Genomic DNA, 19970 nt, shown 5'->3' on the forward strand with positions numbered 1-19970 from the left:
TTGCCCGCCCGTGACACTTCGCGCGCCGCGCCCGACGGGATGGTCCCGCGGGCGCGGCGCAGTGCTATGCTTCGCGTCGTTTTCCATCGCCCTCTTTCAGCCGTGCTCTCGTTCCTGCTGACGCTGCGCACACGCGCCCAAAAGCTGTTCCGCCTGTCGGACGCCCATACGATGCTGATCTGGTCGGCCATCGTCGGCGTCGGCGGCGCCTTTGCCACGATGGCGTTCCGCGAAGGCATCGACCTGATGCAGCACCTGATCTCGGGGCACAGCGGCAGCTTCGTGCAGATGGCCAAGAGCCTGCCGTGGTACGTGCGGTTCTGGATGCCGGCGGCAGGCGGCTTCCTCGCCGGCTGCGTGCTGCTGCTGGCGACCCGCGGCGACAAGCAGGCCGCCAAGACCGACTACATGGAATCGGTCGCGCTCGGCAACGGCGTCGTGCCCGTGCGGCAGAGCCTGTGGCGCAGCGTGTCGTCGCTGCTGACGATCGGCAGCGGCGGCTCGATCGGCCGCGAAGGCCCGATGGTGCAGCTCGCGGCGCTCGCCGCGTCGCTCGTCGGCCGCTTCGTGCACTTCGACCCGCCGCGCCTGCGCCTGCTGGTCGCCTGCGGCGCCGCTGCCGGCATCACGTCCGCTTACAACGCGCCGATCGCCGGCGCGTTCTTCGTGTCGGAAATCGTGCTCGGCACGATCGCGATGGAAAGCTTCGGGCCGATGGTCGTCGCGTCGGTCGTCGCGAACATCGTGATGCGCGAATTCGCCGGCTACCGGCCGCCGTACGAGATGCCGGTGTTTCCGGCCGTCACGGGCCCCGAAGTCCTGCTGTTCGTCGTGCTCGGCGCGCTGTGCGGCGTGCTCGCGCCGCAGTTCCTGCACCTGCTCGATGCGTCGAAGAACCAGTTCAAGCGGCTGCCGGTGCCGTTGCCCGTGCGGCTCGCGCTCGGCGGCCTCGTCGTCGGCGTGATCTCGGTGTGGACCCCGGACGTATGGGGCAACGGCTACAGCGTCGTGAACCAGATCCTGCATTCGCCGTGGACCTGGCAGGCGCTGGTCGCAGTGCTCGTGTTCAAGGTGATCGCAACCTCCGCCACGGTCGGCTCGGGTGCGATCGGCGGCGTGTTCACGCCGACGCTGTTCGTCGGCGCGGTGTTCGGCTCGCTGTTCGGGCTCGCGATGGAAGCCGTGTGGCCCGGCCATACGTCCGCGTATTTCGCATATGCGATCGTCGGGATGGGCGCGTTCATGGCGGGCGCCACGCAGGCGCCGCTGATGGCGATCCTGATGATCTTCGAGATGACGCTGAGCTACCAGGTCGTGCTGCCGCTGCTGGTGTCGTGCGTGTTCGCGTACTTCGTCGCGCGTGCAACGGGCACGACGTCGATGTACGAGATCACGCAGCATCACTACCAGGACGCGCAGGAGCGGCTGCGGCTGCGCACCACGCAGATGCGCGCGCTGATCCAGCCCGCGCAGACGGTCGTCCCGCTCACGGCGAGCGTTGCCGACATGACGCGCGTGTTTCTCGAATATCCGGTGAAGTACCTGTACGTGACCGACGAAGCCGGGCGCTTCCGCGGTGCGGTCGCGCTGAAGGACATCACGTCGGACCTGCTCGACAAGCGTGACACGACCGACAAGACGGCCGCGCACTACGCGCATACGCCGTTTCCGCTCCTCACGCCCGACATGCCGCTCGCCACCGCGCTCGAACGCTTCATGGCGTTCCAGGGCGAACGGCTGCCGGTCATCGAAAGCGAAACCGAGCCGACGCTTGCGGGTGTCGTCTACAAGACGTCGCTGCTCGACGCGTACCGGCGGATGACCGGCGAGCGCTGACGCGCGCCGCAACCCCCGCTGCGCCGGTCAGTCCGGCGCACGCCCCAGCACGACCCGTGCGAAGAACCCCGCGAGTACCGATTCGGCCACGTCGGCCGAGACGTGCTGCGGATCGGCCGTGTAGTACGACTGCACGCCATCGCACAGGCACATCAGCCCGAACGCGAGCGTGTCGGCCGGCAGCAGCAGCGGCGTGCCGGCGCGCTCGGCGAAGCGCTGGATGAACTCGGCCATCTGCACGCGCTTGCCGTGCAGGAACTGGTTGAAACGCACGCGGAACTTCGCGTCGCGCGCCGCCTGCAGCTTCGCCTCCCCCCACAACAGCGAGTATTCGTCGTCGCGAAACAGCGTGCGGTAATACGCGAGCGACATCGATTCCATCTGCTCGCGCGACCCGCCGCCTTCGAAAATCGCCTCGAAGTCGGCCTGCACCTCCGAGTGATCGCGCTCCAGCAATTCCAGCAGCAGGTCGGACTTGCTGCGGAAGTTCGAGTAGAACGCACCGCGCGTATAGCCGGCCGCTGCCGCGATGTCCTCGACGCTCGCGGCCACATAGCCTTTCTTCAGAAAAATTCGATGCGCGGCTTTCAGCAGACGTTCGCGCGTCTGGTCCCTGCTCTGCTCGCGAGTTAAGCGCTGTGGTTTCATGGCGCGCAGTCTAGCACCCTTTCCCTTTCGGATTCATCTTTGCATTCAGATACAGGTGTGTATTAGAATTCGCCACAGTTTCTGAATGTGTTGTCCGCGCGCCCGTGCCGGCGCTGCTTGGGGCAAGCGCCCGACGCGCTTGCCGGCTTCGTTCCGCTCCACCTCATCTGGGGGTTTCGTGAATCGCTCCGGTTCCCGCGCCGCGCTGCTGATCGGCGCCGCGCTCGTCCTTGCCGCCTGTCATCCGAAAGAATCCGCGCCACCCGCCCCGCGCCCCGTCGTCGCGCTGCCCGCACAGGCCGATACCGCCGCGGCCGCGCGCACGCTGCCCGGCGACATCCAGCCGCGCTACGCCACCCCGCTGTCGTTCCGCATCGCCGGCAAGATCATCGAGCGCAAGGTGCGCCTCGGCGATACGGTCAAGGTCGGCCAGGTCGTCGCGCTGCTCGACCCGTCCGATGTCGAGAAAAACGCCGTGAGCGCGCAGGCACAGCTCGACGCCGCGACGCACAGCCTCGCGTTCGCGAAGCAGCAGCTCGACCGCGATCGCGCGCAAGCCCGCGAAAACCTGATCGCGGCCGCGCAGCTCGAACAGACCCAGAACAGCTACACGTCGGCGCTCGCGCAGCGCGACCAGGCGCAACAGCAGCTCGCACTCGCGAAGAACCAGCTCCGCTACGCGACGCTCGTCGCCGATCACGCGGGCTACATCACGGCCGAACAGGCCGACACCGGCCAGAACGTGTCGGCCGGCCAGCCGGTCTACCAGCTCGCGTGGTCGGGCGACGTCGACGTCGTCAGCGACGTGCCCGAGGCCGCCCTTGCATCGCTTGCGCCCGGCCATGCGGCGACCATCACGCTGCCGTCGCTGCCGGGCCGCCAGTTCGCCGCGAAGGTGCGCGAAATCGCGCCGGCCGCCGATCCGCAAAGCCGCACCTATCGCGTGAAGCTCACGCTTGCCACGCCCGATCCGGCAATCCGGCTCGGGATGACCGCGAACGTCGCGCTCGACGGCGCGCCGGCCGCCGGCGACGCAGCGCCGATCACGCTGCCCGCGACCGCGCTGTTCCACGACGGCGCGCAACCGGCCGTGTGGGTCGTGCGCACGAAGGACGACACGCTCGAATTGCGCCGCGTCGACGTCGCGCGCTTCAACGAGCGCACGGTCACCGTGTCGCACGGGCTGCAGCCGGGCGAGCGCGTCGTGCTGCAGGGCGTGCATACGGTCAGCGCGGGCGAGAAGGTGCGACCGATCGCGCCGCTGCATCCGGAGGACTTCGCATCGTGAGTACGCCCCACGAAGAAGGCCGCTTCAACCTGTCGGCGTGGGCGTTGCGCCACCAGGCGCTCGTCGTCTACCTGATCGCGCTCGCGACGCTCGCGGGCATCCTCGCGTACACGCGGCTCGCCCAATCCGAAGATCCGCCGTTCACGTTCCGCGTGATGGTGATCCGCACGTTCTGGCCCGGCGCGACCGCGCGGCAGGTGCAGGAACAGGTGACCGACCGGATCGGCCGCAAGCTGCAGGAAACGCCCGCCATCGACTTCCTGCGCAGTTATTCGCGCCCCGGCGAATCGCTGATCTTCTTCACGATGAAAGATTCGGCGCCGGTGAAGGACGTGCCCGAAACCTGGTACCAGATCCGCAAGAAAGTCGGCGACATCGGCTATACGCTGCCGCCCGGCGTGCAGGGCCCGTTCTTCAACGACGAATTCGGCGACGTCTACACCAACATCTGGACGCTCGAAGGCGACGGCTTCACGCCCGCGCAACTGCACGACTATGCGGACCAGTTGCGCACCGTGCTGCTGCGCGTGCCGGGCGTCGGCAAGGTCGACTACTTCGGCGACCCCGACCAGCGGATCTTCATCGAGGTGAACAACGCGCAGCTCACGCGCCTCGGCATTTCGCCGCAGCAGCTCGGGCAGGCGATCAACGCGCAGAACGACATCTCGTCGACCGGCGTGCTGACGACCGCCGACGACCGCGTGTTCGTGCGGCCGAGCGGCCAGTTCGACAACGTCGACGCGATCGCCGACACGACGATCCGCATCAACGGCCGCACGTTCCGCCTCGGCGATCTCGCGACCGTGAAGCGCGGCTACGACGATCCGGCCGTCACGCAGATGCGCGCGAACGGCAAAGCCGTGCTCGGCATCGGCGTCACGATGCAACCGGGCGGCGACGTGATCCGGCTCGGCAAGGCGCTCGACGCCGAATCGAATGATCTGCAGGCGCAACTGCCGGCCGGCCTCAAGCTGACGCTGGTGTCGAGCATGCCGCACGCGGTCGCGCATTCGGTCGACGACTTCCTCGAAGCCGTCGCCGAAGCCGTCGCGATCGTGCTGGTCGTGAGCCTCGTGTCGCTCGGCCTGCGCACCGGGATGGTCGTCGTGATCTCGATTCCGGTCGTGCTCGCGGTCACCGCCCTCTTCATGTACCTGTTCGACATCGGGCTGCACAAGGTCTCGCTCGGCACGCTGGTGCTCGCGCTCGGGCTGCTCGTCGACGACGCGATCATCGCGGTCGAGATGATGGCCGTGAAGCTCGAACAGGGTTACAGCCGCGCGCGCGCCGCCGCGTTCGCATACACGAGTACCGCGTTCCCGATGCTGACCGGTACGCTCGTCACCGTGTCGGGCTTCCTGCCGATCGCGCTCGCGAAATCGAGCACCGGCGAATACACGCGCTCGATCTTCGAGGTGTCGGCGATCGCGCTGATCGCGTCGTGGTTCGCGGCCGTCGTGTTGATCCCTCTGCTCGGCTATCACATGCTGCCGGAGCGCAAGCGGCACGCGCATGAGGCGCACCTGCCCGACGACCACGAACACGACATCTACGACACACGGTTCTACCGGCGGCTGCGCGGCTGGATCGACTGGTGCATCGAGCGGCGCGTCGTCGTGCTGCTGATCACCGGCGCGCTGTTCGTCGTGTCGCTGATGGGCTTCTCGCTGGTGCCGCAGCAGTTCTTCCCGAGTTCCGACCGGCCCGAGCTGCTGGTCGACCTGCGGTTGCCCGAAGGCGCGTCGTTCGCGGCGACGCTGCGCGAAACCGAACGCCTCGAGAAGGTGATCGACAAGCGCCCCGAGATCGACCATTCGGTGAACTTCGTCGGCAGCGGCGCGCCGCGCTTCTACCTGCCGCTCGACCAGCAGCTGCAACTGCCGAACTTCGCGCAGTTCGTGATCACCGCGAAATCGGTCGAGGATCGCGAGAAACTCGCGAGCTGGCTCGAAACCACGCTGCGCGACAAGTTTCCGGCCGTGCGCTGGCGCCTGTCGCGGCTCGAAAACGGCCCGCCGGTCGGCTATCCGGTGCAGTTCCGCGTGAGCGGCGACAGCATCGCGACGGTCCGCTCGATCGCCGAGAAAGTCGCGGCGACGATGCGCGGCGACGCGCGCACGGTCAACGTGCAGTTCGACTGGGACGAGCCGGCCGAGCGTTCGGTGCGCTTCGAGATCGACCAGAAAAAGGCGCGCGAGCTGAACGTCACGTCGCAGGACGTGTCGAGCTTCCTCGCGATGACGCTGTCCGGCACGACCGTCACGCAGTACCGCGAGCGCGACAAGCTGATCGCGGTCGACCTGCGCGCGCCGCGCGCCGATCGCGTCGATCCGGCGAAGCTCGCGGGCCTCGCGCTGCCGACGCCGAACGGCCCCGTGCCGCTCGGCTCGCTCGGCCGCTTCAAGCCGACGCTCGAATACGGCGTCGTGTGGGAACGCGACCGCCAGCCGACCATCACCGTGCAGTCGGACGTGCGCGCCGGCGCACAGGGCATCGACGTCACCCATGCGGTCGACGCGAAGCTGAATGCGCTGCGTGCGCAGTTGCCAGTCGGGTATCAGATCAACATCGGCGGCTCGGTCGAGGAAAGCGCGAAGGCGCAGAAGTCGATCAACGCGCAGATGCCGCTGATGGCGATCGCCGTGTTCACGCTGCTGATGATCCAGCTGCAGAGCTTCTCGCGTGTGCTGATGGTCGTGCTGACCGCGCCGCTCGGGCTGATCGGCGTGGTCGCGACGCTGCTGCTGTTCGGCCAGCCGTTCGGCTTCGTCGCGATGCTCGGCGTCATCGCGATGTTCGGGATCATCATGCGCAACTCGGTGATCCTCGTCGACCAGATCGAGCAGGACATTGCGGTCGGCCACGGCCGCATCGACGCGATCATCGGCGCGACCGTGCGGCGCTTCCGCCCGATCACGCTGACGGCCGCGGCTGCCGTGCTCGCGCTGATTCCGCTGCTGCGCTCGAACTTCTTCGGGCCGATGGCGACCGCGCTGATGGGCGGCATCACGAGTGCGACCGTGCTGACGCTGTTTTACCTGCCTGCGCTGTACGCGACGTGGTTCCGCGTGAAGCGCGACGAACGCGACCCGCAGGACGGCCCGCCGCCAGGCGGCAGCACGCCGGCCGCGCCGTCGGGAGCCTGACCATGAATCGATCGATGAACCTGAAAACGAAAGCCGTGCGGGCGCTTGCGGCGGCAAGCCTCGCCGGCCCGCTCGCGGGCTGCGCGTGGTTCGCGCCGAGCGGCGAGCCGCCCGCGATGCCGTCGCCCGCGCACTACGGCACCGTGCCGCAAGTCCAGCAGACCGTATCCGCGCAAGGTGTCGCGCAACAGTTCGAAGTCGGTGCGCAGCCGGTGCCCGACTGGTGGAAACGGTACCGCTCCGATGCGCTGAATGCGCTCGTCGACGAAGGGCTGCGCAACAGCCCGACGCTCGGTGCGGCATCGCATTCGCTGGATGCCGCGCGCGAACAGCTGCGCGGACAGATCGGCAGCTCGATGCTGCCGTCGATCGACGCGGTCGGCCAGGCCACGCGCCAGCGTGCGCTCGGCGTGCCGATTCCCGCGCTCGGCGCGCCGACGCTGCTGTACGACACGTTCGTCGGGCAACTGCAGGCGAGCTACACGATCGACCTGTTCGGCGTGTCGCGCTTCGCGAACCGCGCGCTCGCGAAACGCGTCGACGTCAGTGCGTTCCAGCTCGAATCCGCGCGGCGCGCGCTGGCCGCGAACATCGTCACCGCGTCGATCACCGTGTCGGTGCTCGGCGCGCAGATCGACACGACCGAGCGGCTCGTCGCGCTCGCGAACGACCAGGCGCACGATGCCGAACGCCGCTACGCGCTCGGCTCGGCGTCCCGCAGCGACGCGCTGAACGCGCGGCAAAGCGCCGACACGTTCGCGGCGAGCCTGCCCGCACTGCGCCAGCAGCGCGACTCGGCGCGCCATGCGCTCGCGGTGCTGGTCGGCCGCACGCCCGACCGGCCGCCGGCCGATCTCACGCTCGCCGATCTGCACCTGCCCGAACAGGTGCCCGTCGTCGTGCCGTCCGACCTGCTGAAGAGCCGGCCCGACATCCAGGCGGCCGATGCAGGGCTGAAGGCAGCCGCGGCCGAAGTGGGCCTCGCGACCGCGCAGATGTTCCCGCAGCTGTCGCTGTCGGCGGCGATGGGCCAAGGCGGCTTCAGTTGGCCGACGATGCTGTCGGGCGCCGGCGCGATCTGGAACGTCGGCGCCTCGCTGAGCCAGCCGATCTTCCACGGTGGCGCACTGCTCGCGCAGCGCCGCGCGGCGAAGGCAACCTACGAGGCCGCGGTTGACCAGTACAAGCAGGCCGTGCTCGGCGCATTCCAGAACGTCGCCGATTCGCTTGCGGCGCTCGAGCACGATGCGGAAGCGCTCGACGCGTCGTCGCGCGCCGCGCTTTCCGCGCGCGGCGCGTACGACGACGCGGCCGCCCGCGTGCGGCTCGGCGCGCTGCCGCCGTCGGCGGCACGGGCGAGCGAGCTGCAGTACCGCAATGCGCGGCTCGACGAGATCCGCGCGACCGGTGCGCGGTTCGCGGATACCGCGCGGCTTTACCAGGCGATGGGCACGCCGCCGGCCGGCAAGGACGACCAGGCCGGCCAAACCGGCAACTCCGCCGGCAACAGCACAACCGGCCAGCAGGCACAGGCCGCCACGCCCGACGCCGCGCCTTCGGCGCCATGACCCGCCCCTCGACCGGCCGCGCGTGCAGCCCCCCCGCGCGGCCGGTCGCAGATTGCCGATCTTCCGCTTGACCCTCACGTAGCGTAACGTTCGAGACTCCAGTGTGCGTACCGAACGGAGGAACGAATGCGACTGAAAGTGGGAGAACTGGCGAAACGCAGCGGGCTGACCGTCCGCACGCTTCATCACTATCACGCAATCGGTCTGCTGACGCCTTCGGCGCGCGCCGACAACGGCTACCGGCTGTACGACCGCCACGACATCGCCCGGCTCCACCAGATCCAGGCGTTGCGTCGCTTCGGCCTGTCGCTCACCGAAATCGGCGACCACCTGAACCAGCCCGGCACCCCGCTCGTCGAGCTCGTCGCGAAGCAGATCGCGCTGCTCGACCGTCAGCTTGCGCAGACCGCGCGGCTGCGCGAGCGGCTCGTGAACCTGCATGCGCAGCTCGCGGCGGGCACGGAGCCGGAACTGGCCGATTGGCTCACCACACTGGAGTTGATGACCGTGTACGACAAATATTTCTCCGAGGAAGAACTCGCGCGCATGCCGATGTACCGGAAAAGCCAGGCAGGCGACGCGGAATGGATCGCGCTCGTCGGCGAGGTCCATGCGTTGCACGAAGCCGGCGTGCCCGCCGAGGACGAGCGCGCGCGTACGCTCGCCGCGCGCTGGATGGCGCTGCTCGTGCGCGACACGAACAACGATCCGCGGCTGCTGGCGAAGCTGAACCTGATGCACGAGCACGAACCGGCGATGCAGTCGAAGATCGGCATTTCGACCGCGCTGCGCGACTATGTGCTGCGCGCGTCGTCGGAAACGAAGATGCGGATCTTCGAGAAATACCTCGCGCCGGACGAGATCCGCTTCATGCGCGCGCACTACGGTGAACGTGCGATGGAGTGGCCGCAGCTGATGGGCGACGTGCGCGACGCGATCGAGACGGGCGCGAAGCCCGATTCGCCGCAGGGCCGCGCGCTCGCGCAGCGCTGGCTCGAGCTGTTCTGCAGCTATGCGGGCCACGATCCGGCCACGCATGCGAAGTTCCGCCAGGCACTGGTGAACGAGCCGGCACTGACGAAGGATTCGTGGACCGACGAGACGCTGATCGGTTTCGTGCGCGAAGCGATGGCGCAGCTGGCGCCCGCGCGCTGAACGGGTGACAGTGACAGTGCGGGCGGCAGGCGGGATTCCCGCTTGCCGCCCGCTTCACCATTTGCAGCCGGTATCCCGCACCGCATCCAGTGCGAGCATCGGCAATGCGAGGAGGCCCGCACTCGCGTGGGCGTTCCGGCAATCGGCGCGACGGGCGTCCGACATGCCGCCGGCCAGGAGCTCGTCGACGGTGCGACTGCGCGGCGCCAGATCACCCGACGACGCACCCAGCGCACCGACCGCCGCCTGCGCAGGGCTGCGCGCCGTGGCATGCCGCGCACCGATCGCACCCAGATCGCGGCGCCAGTCGATTTCGGGTCCTGCAGTGACCGCCTGATGGTGGTCGCTCCGGTTCGCGCTTGCGCCGACGCCCATCCCCCTTTGCACGGACAAAACGCCCGGCTCACCCCGGGGCGAACGCGCCGCGCTGCGCGCCGTTGCGGCCGAAGCCGAAGGCCTCGTCGGCAACACGGCGTCGCGCACGATCGCCTCGGGTGCCAGCCGTGCGGGAATCAGCTCGACGCGCAGCGCGACCCGGGGCCGCGCCGCGGCTTTCCGGCCGGTTGCCGTCGCCCCCCGTTGCAGCACGAACCATCCGAGCAGGTGGATCGACACGGACACCGCAACGGCCAGCGCGACGATGCGCGGCCGACCGCGCTCCGCAGCGCCGACGCCGCGCGGCCGCGATGCGTCAGTCGGGCGCGCCGCCACCGTCATCGCTGAACGCGAGCAGGTCGCCGGGCTGGCAGTCGAGATGGCGGCAGATCGCCTCGAGCGTCGCGAAGCGGATGCCCTTCACCTTCCCCTGCTTGAGCAGCGACAGATTCTGTTCGGTGATGCCGACGGCCGCGGCCAGATCCTTCGAGCGGACCTTGCGGGTCGCGAGCATCACGTCGAGCTTGACTACGATCGTCATCGCGCGCCTCAGACGAATTGCCGATGCTCGGCGTCGAGCTCGCTCGCCTGCCGCAGAATGTGCGCGATGACCGCAATGCAGGCGGCCGTGAACAGCGCGACCACGTACGGCATGGTGAAGCCGATGCTGATCACGCGATGGCCGACCGGTTCGCGCAGCGTCGCCCACACGCTCAGAAGCGGCTCGCACACCAGGCTCAGCACCACCCACAGACCGATCGCCCGCCCCGTCTTGCCGAGATGGCCGGCGGCCCGTGCGGAGAAGTAGTCGCGCCGCGCATACGTGCGGAACAGCGCGCGCAGATGCCGGAGCCCGTTTGCCAGCGCGACGAGCGGGACGCTCGACAACACGATGCCGACTGCCTTTTGCCACCACGGGAACGCGGCAACGTCCACACGCAGGTTCGTCAGCACCGAATCCGTGAGACCGAACACGAAACCGGGCCCCGAGGCCGCGCTCAGCGACGGAAACAGCCAGCAAGCGGCGTTCAGCACCATCATGCCGACGATGAAACCCAGCGTGACGGTGGCCATCTGCTGGCTGATACGGGCGATACGATCGGAATGCATGGCATGACCTCGACGACGAATGAACGAGCGTCGATTGTACGTCGATAATTATCGTAAAACGATAATTAATTGTTGTCTTGCCGTGATTTTTTATTGTGCTGCATGCTCATGCCCGCGCCACCCCGGCCGTATCGCGCGCAACGGCCGTGCGGCCGCCTAGTCGTAATTCCGCACGCTGATCCCGCGCCAGCGCTTCGTCATGTAGCGCAGAAACACAGGCTGTGCCTTCAGGTCCGCATTCGGCACGGGCGCCGCGCCGCCGTCCATGAGCTTGCCCTTGACCGTCACGGTTTCCTCGCCGCGCAGCACGTATTTCGTGCCGGCGTCGATCAGGAAGTATTTCATCTGATCGGCGCTGATATCGCCGCGGCAGCCGATCTTGTACGCGAACAGGAACTGCTTGTGCCCGTTGCCGAGCAGGTCGCGCATTTCGATCGACTTCGGCACGACGTCGAGGATCACGTCGACCGGGCATTCCTTCACGTAATCGCGCACGGTCCAGTCCGGCCGGCCGTCGAGCGTCGCGGACACCTTGAGCTCGACGTCGTCGCCGGACGCGGTTCTGGCGAGCGTCACCGCGTGCGCGCCGGCCGCATCGGTCCACGTGTAGTCGGCGGCCTGAGCCGGGTTGCAAAGCGTGGCGGCGGCGAGCAACAGGCAACGCGGAAGGAAGCGTTTTTTCATCGGTAAAGGCGTTGAAATCGAACGCGCATTATCGGCAAAGCCGCGTGCCGTAGCCAGCCGCGCGCGACATGCCCGTTCACCGATCGCGCGTGCCGAGCCCGAGCGCCTTCATCCGCCGGTACAGCGTCCGCTCGCTCAACCCGAGCTGCCCGGCGAGCGCCTTGCGCGTGCCGTCGAACGTACGCGCGATACGCACGAGCTCCGCGTCGGACACGCTTCGCGCGTCCGCCGTACGATCCTGCGGCGCCGCCGCGGCCGCGACGAGCTCGGCCGGCAGATGCTCGACGCGGATCGTCCCGTCGTCCGCGAACAGGCACGCGCGCTCGAGCACGTTGCGCAGCTCGCGGATGTTGCCGGGCCATGCGTATGCATCGAGACACGCACGCGCGCGCTCGGTCAGCACGAACGGCCGCGCACTCGCGTCGCCCGCCTTGCCGCGCGCGTTCGCGATGCGCCGCAGGATCGATTCGGCCAGCAGCGCGACATCGCCCTGCCGTTCGCGCAGCGCCGGCAGCGGAATCGGAAATGCGTTGATCCGGTAGTAGAGATCCTGCCGGAACCGGCCGTCGTCGATCATCTCGCGCAGCGGCTTGTGCGTGGCCGCGACGAGCCGGAAATCCGCGCGCAGCGCCTCGACGCCGCCGACTCGCCGGAACGTGCCCGATTCGATCAGCCGCAGCAGCTTCACCTGCATCGGCAGCGGCACGTCGCCGATCTCGTCGAGAAACAGCGTGCCGCCCTGCGCGGTTTCGACGAGGCCCGGCTTGCGCTGGTTCGCGCCCGTGAACGCGCCCTTCTCGTAGCCGAACAGTTCGCTCTCGAACAGCGACTCGGCGATCCCCGAGCAATCGACGACGACGAACGGCCCCATCGCGCGATCGCTCGCCTCGTGCAGCGCGCGGGCGAACAGTTCCTTGCCGGTGCCCGATTCGCCGAGCAGCAGCACCGGCAGCGTCGACGGCGCGACGCGCTGCAACGCGCCGAGCGCCGCATTGAACGCATCGGCGCCGCCGACGAGCCCTTCCGCGCTCGGCTGCGCGGACGCACTGCGCACCGTGGTCAGCCGCTCGACATACGCGATCACGTTGCCGTCCGCGTCGAAGATCGGCCGCAGCTCGACGTCAACGTGCTCGGGGCCACGCGGCGTGTGATGGATGTGCAGCACGCGGTTCAGCCCGCGCGATTCGAGCGCCTGCTTCATCGGGCAATGCTCGCCGGCCTGGTCGCACGGCACGTCGTAGTGATGCGAAACCTGGAAGCAGTGCCGACCCACATGCTCGACGCCTGCTACACCGAACTGGCGCCGGTACGCATCGTTTGCCGCGAGGATGCGGTAGTCGGGATCGACGACGATCATCGGTTGCGGGTCCTGCTCGAGATACGCGACGAGCGCGCGCACGTCGGGCATCGCGTCGCGATGCGGCACGGGAACGATCGGGATGGTGTCGTGCGGATTCATGCGGCGGCTCGCTCGGTAAAGAGGCGCCTGGACGGACTGCCAGGCAGACTGCCAATTCTGCCACGACACTGCCAGTTGTGGCAGACATCGCCTGCAACCCGATACCGCCAACAACGTCACGGCGCCGTCCGCGCCCCGAAAACCCGCGCTGAATCAAGTCCCTGGCACATCGGCCGGGGCTGCGCCGCAGGCTGGCACGCTTCTTGAGTCAAAGATCCCGATTGCCGATGCAGAACCCGATCGAGGACACCCCCGTGAGCAATGCCCCCGCCCTGTCGGTCGAAGGCTTTTTCGACCCTGCGACCCACACCGTCAGCTATCTCCTGCTCGATACGGCGAGCCGCGCGTGCGCGCTGATCGACAGCGTGCTCGACTACGACCCGAGATCCGGCCGCACGCGCACCGCCAGCGCCGACCGGCTGATCGCCCGCGTCGCCGAACTGGGCGCGACCGTGCACTGGCTGCTGGAAACGCACGTGCATGCCGACCACCTGTCGGCCGCGCCGTACCTGAAGGTACGGGTCGGCGGCCGGATTGCAATCGGTTCGCACGTGCGCCGCGTGCAGCGCGTGTTCGGCACGCTGTTCAACGCGGGCTCCGGCTTCGTGGAAGACGGCCGCCAGTTCGACCGGCTCGTCGACGACGGCGACACGCTCGCGCTCGGCGCGCTGACGATCCGCGCGCTGCATACGCCGGGCCACACACCCGCGTGCATGACCTACTGCGTCGACGACGCGACGCAGCGCGCGGCGTTCGTCGGCGACACGCTGTTCATGCCCGACTACGGCACGGCCCGCTGCGACTTCCCCGGCGGCGATGCGCGCACGCTGTACCGCTCGATCGCGCGCGTGCTCGCGCTGCCGCCCGACACGCGCCTGTACCTGTGCCACGACTATCAGCCGGGCGGCCGCGACGTGCAGTTCGTGACGACCGTCGCCGAGCAGCGCCGCGCGAACGTGCACGTGAAGGACGGCGTGACCGAGGACGATTTCGTCGCGATGCGTACCGCGCGCGACGCGACGCTCGACATGCCCGTGCTGATGCTGCCGTCCGTGCAGGTCAACATGCGCGCCGGCCACCTGCCCGAACCCGAGAACAACGGCGTGCGCTACCTGAAGATCCCGCTCGACGCGATCTGAGCCGCACGCCCCGCCCCATCCGGAGAACCCCGACATGACCATCCGCAAGCTGACCGACGCGCTGTCGGTCTCGCCGCAGATCGCGGCGGCCGACCTGCCCGCGCTTCACGCGGCCGGTATCCGCGCGATCATCTGCAACCGGCCCGACGGCGAAGGCGCCGACCAGCCGACCGTCACCGAGATCCGCGCGGCCGCCGCGCCGCTAGGCATCGACGTGCATTACCTGCCGGTCGATACCGGCAAGGTGACCGACGACCAGGCCGCGCAGTTCGGCGCGCTCGTCGCATCGCTCGACGGGCCCGTGCTCGCTTACTGCCGAAGCGGCACGCGCTCGGCCACGCTGTGGGCGTTGTCGCAAGCGGGGCTGCATCCGCTGAACGACATCGTCGCGACGGCCGGCGCGGCCGGCTACGACCTGAGCCCGATCGCGTCGCGTGTCGCGCAGGGCGGCCACCAGGGCGCGCCGGCCGTGGATGCTCGGCACGACATCGTGATCGTCGGCGCGGGCGCGGCCGGCATCGCGGTCGCATCGAGCCTGCTCGCACGCGACGCGTCGCTCGACATCGCGGTGATCGATCCGGCCGACGTCCATTACTACCAGCCGGGCTGGACGATGGTCGGGGCGGGCGTGTTCCAGCCCGAGACCACCGCACGCCGGATGACCGACGTGCTGCCGCGCGGCGTGCACCGGATCCAGGCCGCCGTCGCGGGCTTCGAACCCGACGCGCACGCGATCGTGCTCGACGGCTGCCGCCGCATCGGCTATCGCAAGCTGGTCGTGTGCCCGGGGCTCAAGCTCGACTGGCAGGCGATCGACGGCCTCGCCGACACGCTCGGCCGCAACGGCGTCACGTCGAACTACCGCTACGATCTCGCGCCGTACACGTGGGAGCTCGTGCGCGCGTTCCGCGGCGGCAATGCGCTCTTCACGCAGCCGCCGATGCCGATCAAGTGCGCGGGCGCGCCGCAAAAGGCGATGTACCTGTCGTGCGACCACTGGCGGCGCGCGGGCCGTCTCGAAGCCGCGAACGTCGAGTTCCTGAATGCGGGCGGCGCGCTGTTCGGCGTGGCCGACTACGTGCCTGCGCTGATGGAGTACGTGAAAAGCTACGACATCGCGCTGTCGTTCGGCCACCACCTCGTTGCGATCGACGGCCCCGCGCGCCAGGCGACGTTCGTGCGCGCGCTGCCGGACGGCGGCAAGGAAACCGTCGTGCGTGCGTTCGACATGATCCACGTGGTGCCGCCGCAGAAGGCACCCGATTTCGTGCGGTCGAGCCCGCTCGCCGACGCGGCCGGCTGGATCGACGTCGATCCGGCAACACTGCGGCACAAGCACTTTCCGGACATCTACGCGCTCGGCGACGTCACCAACACGACCAATGCGAAAACGGCCGCGGCCGCCCGCAAGCAGGCGCCCGTCGTCGCGCACAACCTGCTCGCGTCGCTCGGCCGCGCCCAGGGCGATGCCGCATACGACGGCTACGGCTCATGCCCGCTCACCGTCGAGCGCGGCAAGATCGTGCTCGCCGAATTCCTGTACGGCGGCAAGGTCGCGCCGACCTTCCCCGCGTGGCTGATCGACGGCAAGCGCCCGTCGCGGCTCGCGTGGCTGCTCAAGGAACGCGTGCTGCCGCCGCTCTACTGGAAGGCGATGCTCAAGGGCCGCGAGTGGCTCGCGAAGCCCGCCGTCGCACGTTGACCGGAGCCCGATGACGTCATGCTGATTTCCCTCGTACTCGGCGGCTTCGTCGGCGCCGTGCTCGGCCTGACCGGCGCCGGCGGCGGCATTCTCGCGGTGCCCGCGCTCGTCGTCGGGATGAGCTGGCCGATGCAGCAGGCCACGCCCGTCGCCCTCGTCGCGGTCGCGGGCAGCGCCGCGCTCGGCGCGCTCGAAGGCTTCCGCCGCGGGCTCGTGCGCTATCGTGCGGCACTGCTGATGGCCGTGGCCGGCGTGCCGTTGACCACGCTCGGCGTGCGGCTCGCACACCTCCTGCCGCAGCGCCTGCTGCTCACGCTGTTCGCGCTGACGATGCTGGTCGTCGCCGGCCGCCTGCTGCGGCAGGCGCTGCGGCACGGGCCCGTCGACGCGGAAGCATCGCCGCTGTGCGTCGGCCGCGTGAACCCCGATACGGGCCGGCTCGTGTGGTCCTGGCCGGTCGGTGTCGCGCTGGCGTCGACCGGCGCGATGACGGGCCTGATGACGGGGTTGCTCGGCGTCGGCGGCGGCTTCGTGATCGTGCCGATGCTGCGCAAGTTCACGAACGTGTCGATGCACGGTGTGGTCGCGACGTCGCTGATGGTGATCGCGCTGGTCGGTACCGGCGGCGTGCTCGCGACGCTCGTGTCCGGCACGCGCGCGCCGCTCGACGTGACGCTGTGGTTCACCGTCGCGACCGCGCTCGGCATGGCCGCCGGTCGCGGCGCGTCGCGCCACCTCGCCGCGCGGCACGTGCAGGCCGGTTTCGCGGCCGTGCTCGTGTGTGTTGCGCTCGGGCTGCTGGCGAAAGCGGCGTTCGGCGCGTAAGCCATCGGCCGCCGCCGATCCGCGCCGCCAGACAAAACGCCCGGCCCGACTCGTCGTCGGCACCGGGCATTTTTCATTGTGGCTGCAACAACCTGAGCGTCAGGCCGCGAGCCCCGCCATCCGCTTGCGCTCCTGACGCAACATCACGAAGTTCGCGATCACGACGCCGGCCGTCACCGCAACGATGAACAGCGTCGCGAGCGCGTTCATCTCCGGGTTCAGGCCGAGACGCACGCGCGAGAACACGACGAGCGGCAGCGTTGTCGAGCCGGGGCCCGACAGGAACGCCGACAGCACGAGGTCGTCGATCGACAGCGTGAACGACAGCAGCCAGCCCGCGATCAGCGCCTGCGAGATCAGCGGCAGCGTGATCGTGAAGAACACCTTCAGCGGCGTCGCGCCGAGATCGAGCGCGGCTTCTTCCAGCGACGGGTTCAGCTCGCGCACGCGCGACTGCACGATGATCGCGACGTACGAGATGCACAGCATCACGTGGCCGAGCCAGATCGTGAACACGCCGCGCTCGGCCGGCCAGCCGATCCATTTCGCCAGCTCGATGAACAGCAGCAGCAGCGAGATCCCCTGGATCACCTCGGGGATCACGAGCGGCGCGTTGATCATCCCGCTGAACAGCGCGAAGCCGCGAAAGCGCCCCATCCGGGCGAGCACGAAACCGGCCCACGTGCCGATGAACACCGACGCGAACGCGGTCAGCACGCCGATCTTCAGCGACAGCCAGGCGGCCGTCAGCAGCTCGTCGTCCTGCACGAGCGCGGCGTACCAGCGGAACGAGAAACCCGACCACACGGTGACGAGCTTCGACTCGTTGAACGAATAGACGATCAGGCTGAGGATCGGGATGTACAGGAACGCGAAGCCGGCAAACAGCGCCGCGAACTGCAGATAGCGATTCGGCTTCATCGACGGCCTCCCTGTTCCTTCGCCTGGAAGTGCTGGAACATCGCCATCGGCACGAGCAGCAGCAACACCATCGCGCAGGTCACCGCCGACGCCATCGGCCAGTCTGCGTTGTTGAAGAACTCGTTCCACATCACGCGGCCGATCATCAGCGTATTCGCGCCGCCGAGCAGCTCCGGAATCACATACTCGCCGACCGCCGGGATGAACACCAGCAGGCAGCCCGCGATGATCCCGTTCTTCGACAGCGGCAGCGTGATCTGCACGAACGCCTTCCACGGCTTCGCGCCGAGGTCGTACGCGGCTTCGAGCAGGCGCAGGTCCATTTTCACGAGGTGTGCGTACAGCGGCATCACGAGGAACGGCAGGTACGAATACACCATCCCGATGTACACCGCGTAGTTCGTGCGGTACAGCTCGATCGGCGTGTGCGTCAGGCCGATCCACATCAGGAAGTTGTTCAGCAGCCCGTTGTTCTTCAGGATGCCGATCCACGCGTACACACGGATCAGGAACGACGTCCAGAACGGCAGCATCACGCCCATCATCAGCAGGTTGCGGGTCGCCGGATTCGAGCGCGCGATGTAGTACGCCATCGGATAGCCGACCAGCAGACACAGCAGCGTCGTGATCGCGGCCACCCACACCGAGTTCACGTAGGTCGCGAAATACAGGCTGTCCGTGAACAGGAACGCGTAGTGCGACAGGTTCAGCGCGACGTGCACGACGCCGTCGGTGTACGACGCGAGTTCCGTGTACGGCGGGATACCGAGCTGCAGCTCCGCGAAGCTGATCTTGACGACCAGCACGAACGGCACGAGGAAGAACAGCACGAGCCACGTGAACGGCCCGGCGACGACCGCCGACGCGCCTGTCAGGTTGAAGCGCCGCACCGGCCACTCGAGCAGGGACTTGAACGCGGTCATGACGTCAGCACCACGCCGGCCGTCGCGCTCCAGCGCACGTAGATCTCGTCGCCGAGCGCCGGCGTGTCGAGCTCGGAAATCGCGAGGCTCGACACGTTCGCGATCACCGTCTTGCCCGCGTCGAGCTTCACGTGATACAGCGAATAGCCGCCCATGTACGCGACGTTGCTGATCCTGCCGCGCGCCCAGTTGAACGCGCCTTCGGGCGGCTTGCGCGTGAGCGCGATCCGCTCGGGACGCACCGACACCGTCACCGGCATGCCGAGCGGGCCCGAGATCCCGTGGCTCACGTACAGCCGGCTCGGCAGCTCCGGCGATTCGATGTACACGTGGTCGGGTTCATCCTCGACGGTCACGCCGTCGAACAGGTTCGTCGAGCCGATGAATTCGGCCGAGAAGCGGCTGTTCGGGTATTCGTACACCTCGTTCGGCGAGCCGATCTGCACGATCTGGCCTTCGCTCATCACCGCGAGGCGGTTGGCCATCGTCATCGCTTCTTCCTGGTCGTGCGTGACCATGATGCAGGTGACGCCGACCTTGTTCAGGATGTTGACGAGCTCGATCTGCGTGCGCTGGCGGATCTGCTTGTCGAGCGCGGACATCGGCTCGTCGAGCAGCAGCAGCTTCGGGCGCTTGACCAGCGAACGCGCGAGCGCGACGCGCTGCTGCTGGCCGCCGGACAGTTGATGCGGCTTGCGCTTCGCGTACTTGCTCATCTGCACGAGTTCGAGCGCCGACGCGACGCGCTCCTTCAGCTCGGCCTTCGGCGTGCCTTCCTGCTTCAGCCCGAACGCGACGTTCGACTCGACCGACATGTGCGGGAACAGCGCGTACGACTGGAACATCATGTTCACGGGCCGCTTGTACGGCGGCATCTGCGCGAGGTCCTCGCCGTCGATCAGGATCTTGCCCGACGTGACCGTCTCGAGGCCCGCGAGCATCCGCAGCAACGTCGACTTGCCGCAGCCCGAGCTGCCGAGCAGCGCGAACAGCTCGCCCTGGCGCACGGTCAGGTTGACGCTGCGCACGGCTTCGGTGTCGCCGAATTTCTTGACGACGTCGACGATCTGGACAAAGTTCTCGGCGCGCGCATCGGCGCCGGAGGAGGAAACGGAGAACGGCGCGCCCGCAACCGGCGCACCCGACTGGCTATTCATGATGTGCTGCTTCTCTCCTGCGTTAGACGAACAA

Annotated in this window: 17 protein-coding genes; 8 read left to right on the forward strand and 9 right to left on the reverse strand. The window is 68.3% G+C overall.

Annotated features, from left to right (window positions below; all coding sequences use genetic code 11):
* The first annotated feature begins 102 nt into the window (after positions 1-102).
* Positions 103-1836: a ClcB-like voltage-gated chloride channel protein gene (locus ACWMMN_RS09025; RefSeq protein ID WP_486423221.1), complete on the forward strand. Its 1734-nt coding sequence runs from the start codon at positions 103-105 to the stop codon at positions 1834-1836.
* Positions 1837-1863: 27 nt separating this feature from the next.
* Here the strand turns inward: ACWMMN_RS09025 and ACWMMN_RS09030 are convergent, their stop codons facing one another.
* Positions 1864-2484 (reverse strand): TetR/AcrR family transcriptional regulator, encoded by a 621-nt coding sequence (locus ACWMMN_RS09030; protein ID WP_059234097.1) that lies wholly within the window; start codon positions 2482-2484, stop codon positions 1864-1866.
* Between the two features lie 178 nt (positions 2485-2662).
* Between ACWMMN_RS09030 and ACWMMN_RS09035 the strand changes: the two genes are divergently transcribed.
* The 4 genes from ACWMMN_RS09035 to ACWMMN_RS09050 all read left to right on the forward strand — a co-directional run bounded on the left by ACWMMN_RS09035 (position 2663) and on the right by ACWMMN_RS09050 (position 9641).
* Positions 2663-3772: an efflux RND transporter periplasmic adaptor subunit gene (locus ACWMMN_RS09035; RefSeq protein WP_059234096.1), complete on the forward strand. Its 1110-nt coding sequence runs from the start codon at positions 2663-2665 to the stop codon at positions 3770-3772.
* On the forward strand, positions 3769-6918 hold the full coding sequence (locus ACWMMN_RS09040; protein ID WP_059234095.1) for an efflux RND transporter permease subunit: 3150 nt from the start codon (positions 3769-3771) through the stop codon (positions 6916-6918). Before ACWMMN_RS09035 ends, ACWMMN_RS09040 begins: the two co-directional genes overlap by 4 nt.
* Before the next feature lie 2 nt (positions 6919-6920).
* Positions 6921-8486 carry an efflux transporter outer membrane subunit gene (locus tag ACWMMN_RS09045; RefSeq protein WP_486422590.1) on the forward strand — a complete coding sequence of 522 codons (1566 nt, stop codon included), beginning with the start codon at positions 6921-6923 and terminating at the stop codon, positions 8484-8486.
* Positions 8487-8612: 126 nt separating this feature from the next.
* On the forward strand, positions 8613-9641 hold the full coding sequence (locus tag ACWMMN_RS09050; RefSeq protein WP_059234093.1) for a MerR family transcriptional regulator: 1029 nt from the start codon (positions 8613-8615) through the stop codon (positions 9639-9641).
* A gap of 54 nt (positions 9642-9695) precedes the next feature.
* Here ACWMMN_RS09050 and ACWMMN_RS09055 read toward each other — a convergent pair whose 3' ends face one another.
* The 5 genes from ACWMMN_RS09055 to ACWMMN_RS09075 all read right to left on the reverse strand — a co-directional run bounded on the left by ACWMMN_RS09055 (position 9696) and on the right by ACWMMN_RS09075 (position 13269).
* On the reverse strand, positions 9696-10358 hold the full coding sequence (locus ACWMMN_RS09055; protein WP_486422591.1) for a hypothetical protein: 663 nt from the start codon (positions 10356-10358) through the stop codon (positions 9696-9698).
* Positions 10333-10557, reverse strand: coding sequence for a helix-turn-helix domain-containing protein (locus ACWMMN_RS09060; protein ID WP_256084919.1), 225 nt, complete (start codon positions 10555-10557; stop codon positions 10333-10335). Before ACWMMN_RS09060 ends, ACWMMN_RS09055 begins: the two co-directional genes overlap by 26 nt.
* Before the next feature lie 8 nt (positions 10558-10565).
* Positions 10566-11126 (reverse strand): DUF2975 domain-containing protein, encoded by a 561-nt coding sequence (locus tag ACWMMN_RS09065; RefSeq protein WP_059234090.1) that lies wholly within the window; start codon positions 11124-11126, stop codon positions 10566-10568.
* Positions 11127-11282: 156 nt separating this feature from the next.
* Positions 11283-11810, reverse strand: a complete 528-nt coding sequence (locus tag ACWMMN_RS09070; protein WP_486422592.1) for a M949_RS01915 family surface polysaccharide biosynthesis protein — start codon at positions 11808-11810, stop codon at positions 11283-11285.
* A gap of 76 nt (positions 11811-11886) precedes the next feature.
* Positions 11887-13269, reverse strand: coding sequence for a sigma-54 interaction domain-containing protein (locus tag ACWMMN_RS09075; protein WP_256084920.1), 1383 nt, complete (start codon positions 13267-13269; stop codon positions 11887-11889).
* Positions 13270-13496: 227 nt separating this feature from the next.
* Between ACWMMN_RS09075 and ACWMMN_RS09080 the strand changes: the two genes are divergently transcribed.
* The 3 genes from ACWMMN_RS09080 to ACWMMN_RS09090 are packed head-to-tail and all read left to right on the forward strand — an operon-like array spanning position 13497 to position 16935.
* Positions 13497-14408, forward strand: coding sequence for an MBL fold metallo-hydrolase (locus ACWMMN_RS09080; RefSeq protein ID WP_407045085.1), 912 nt, complete (start codon positions 13497-13499; stop codon positions 14406-14408).
* Between the two features lie 34 nt (positions 14409-14442).
* On the forward strand, positions 14443-16110 hold the full coding sequence (locus tag ACWMMN_RS09085; protein ID WP_486422593.1) for a bifunctional protein tyrosine phosphatase family protein/NAD(P)/FAD-dependent oxidoreductase: 1668 nt from the start codon (positions 14443-14445) through the stop codon (positions 16108-16110).
* An 18-nt stretch (positions 16111-16128) separates the two neighbouring features.
* A complete protein-coding gene (locus ACWMMN_RS09090) occupies positions 16129-16935 on the forward strand; it encodes a sulfite exporter TauE/SafE family protein (protein ID WP_059234086.1) in 807 nt (268 codons plus the stop codon).
* A gap of 99 nt (positions 16936-17034) precedes the next feature.
* On the opposite strand, the gene ACWMMN_RS09095 is transcribed toward ACWMMN_RS09090, so the two are convergent.
* The 3 genes from ACWMMN_RS09095 to ACWMMN_RS09105 are packed head-to-tail and all read right to left on the reverse strand — an operon-like array spanning position 17035 to position 19936.
* Positions 17035-17856, reverse strand: coding sequence for an ABC transporter permease subunit (locus ACWMMN_RS09095; RefSeq protein ID WP_059234085.1), 822 nt, complete (start codon positions 17854-17856; stop codon positions 17035-17037).
* Complete coding sequence (locus tag ACWMMN_RS09100; RefSeq protein ID WP_059234084.1) at positions 17853-18779, reverse strand: ABC transporter permease subunit; 927 nt, start codon at positions 18777-18779, stop codon at positions 17853-17855. The genes ACWMMN_RS09095 and ACWMMN_RS09100 overlap by 4 nt, the downstream gene beginning before the upstream one ends.
* Positions 18776-19936 carry an ABC transporter ATP-binding protein gene (locus ACWMMN_RS09105; RefSeq protein WP_034186810.1) on the reverse strand — a complete coding sequence of 387 codons (1161 nt, stop codon included), beginning with the start codon at positions 19934-19936 and terminating at the stop codon, positions 18776-18778. The genes ACWMMN_RS09100 and ACWMMN_RS09105 overlap by 4 nt, the downstream gene beginning before the upstream one ends.
* Positions 19937-19970 lie beyond the last annotated feature (34 nt).

It is taken from the genome of Burkholderia cepacia complex sp. TUM26381, assembly GCF_057439935.1.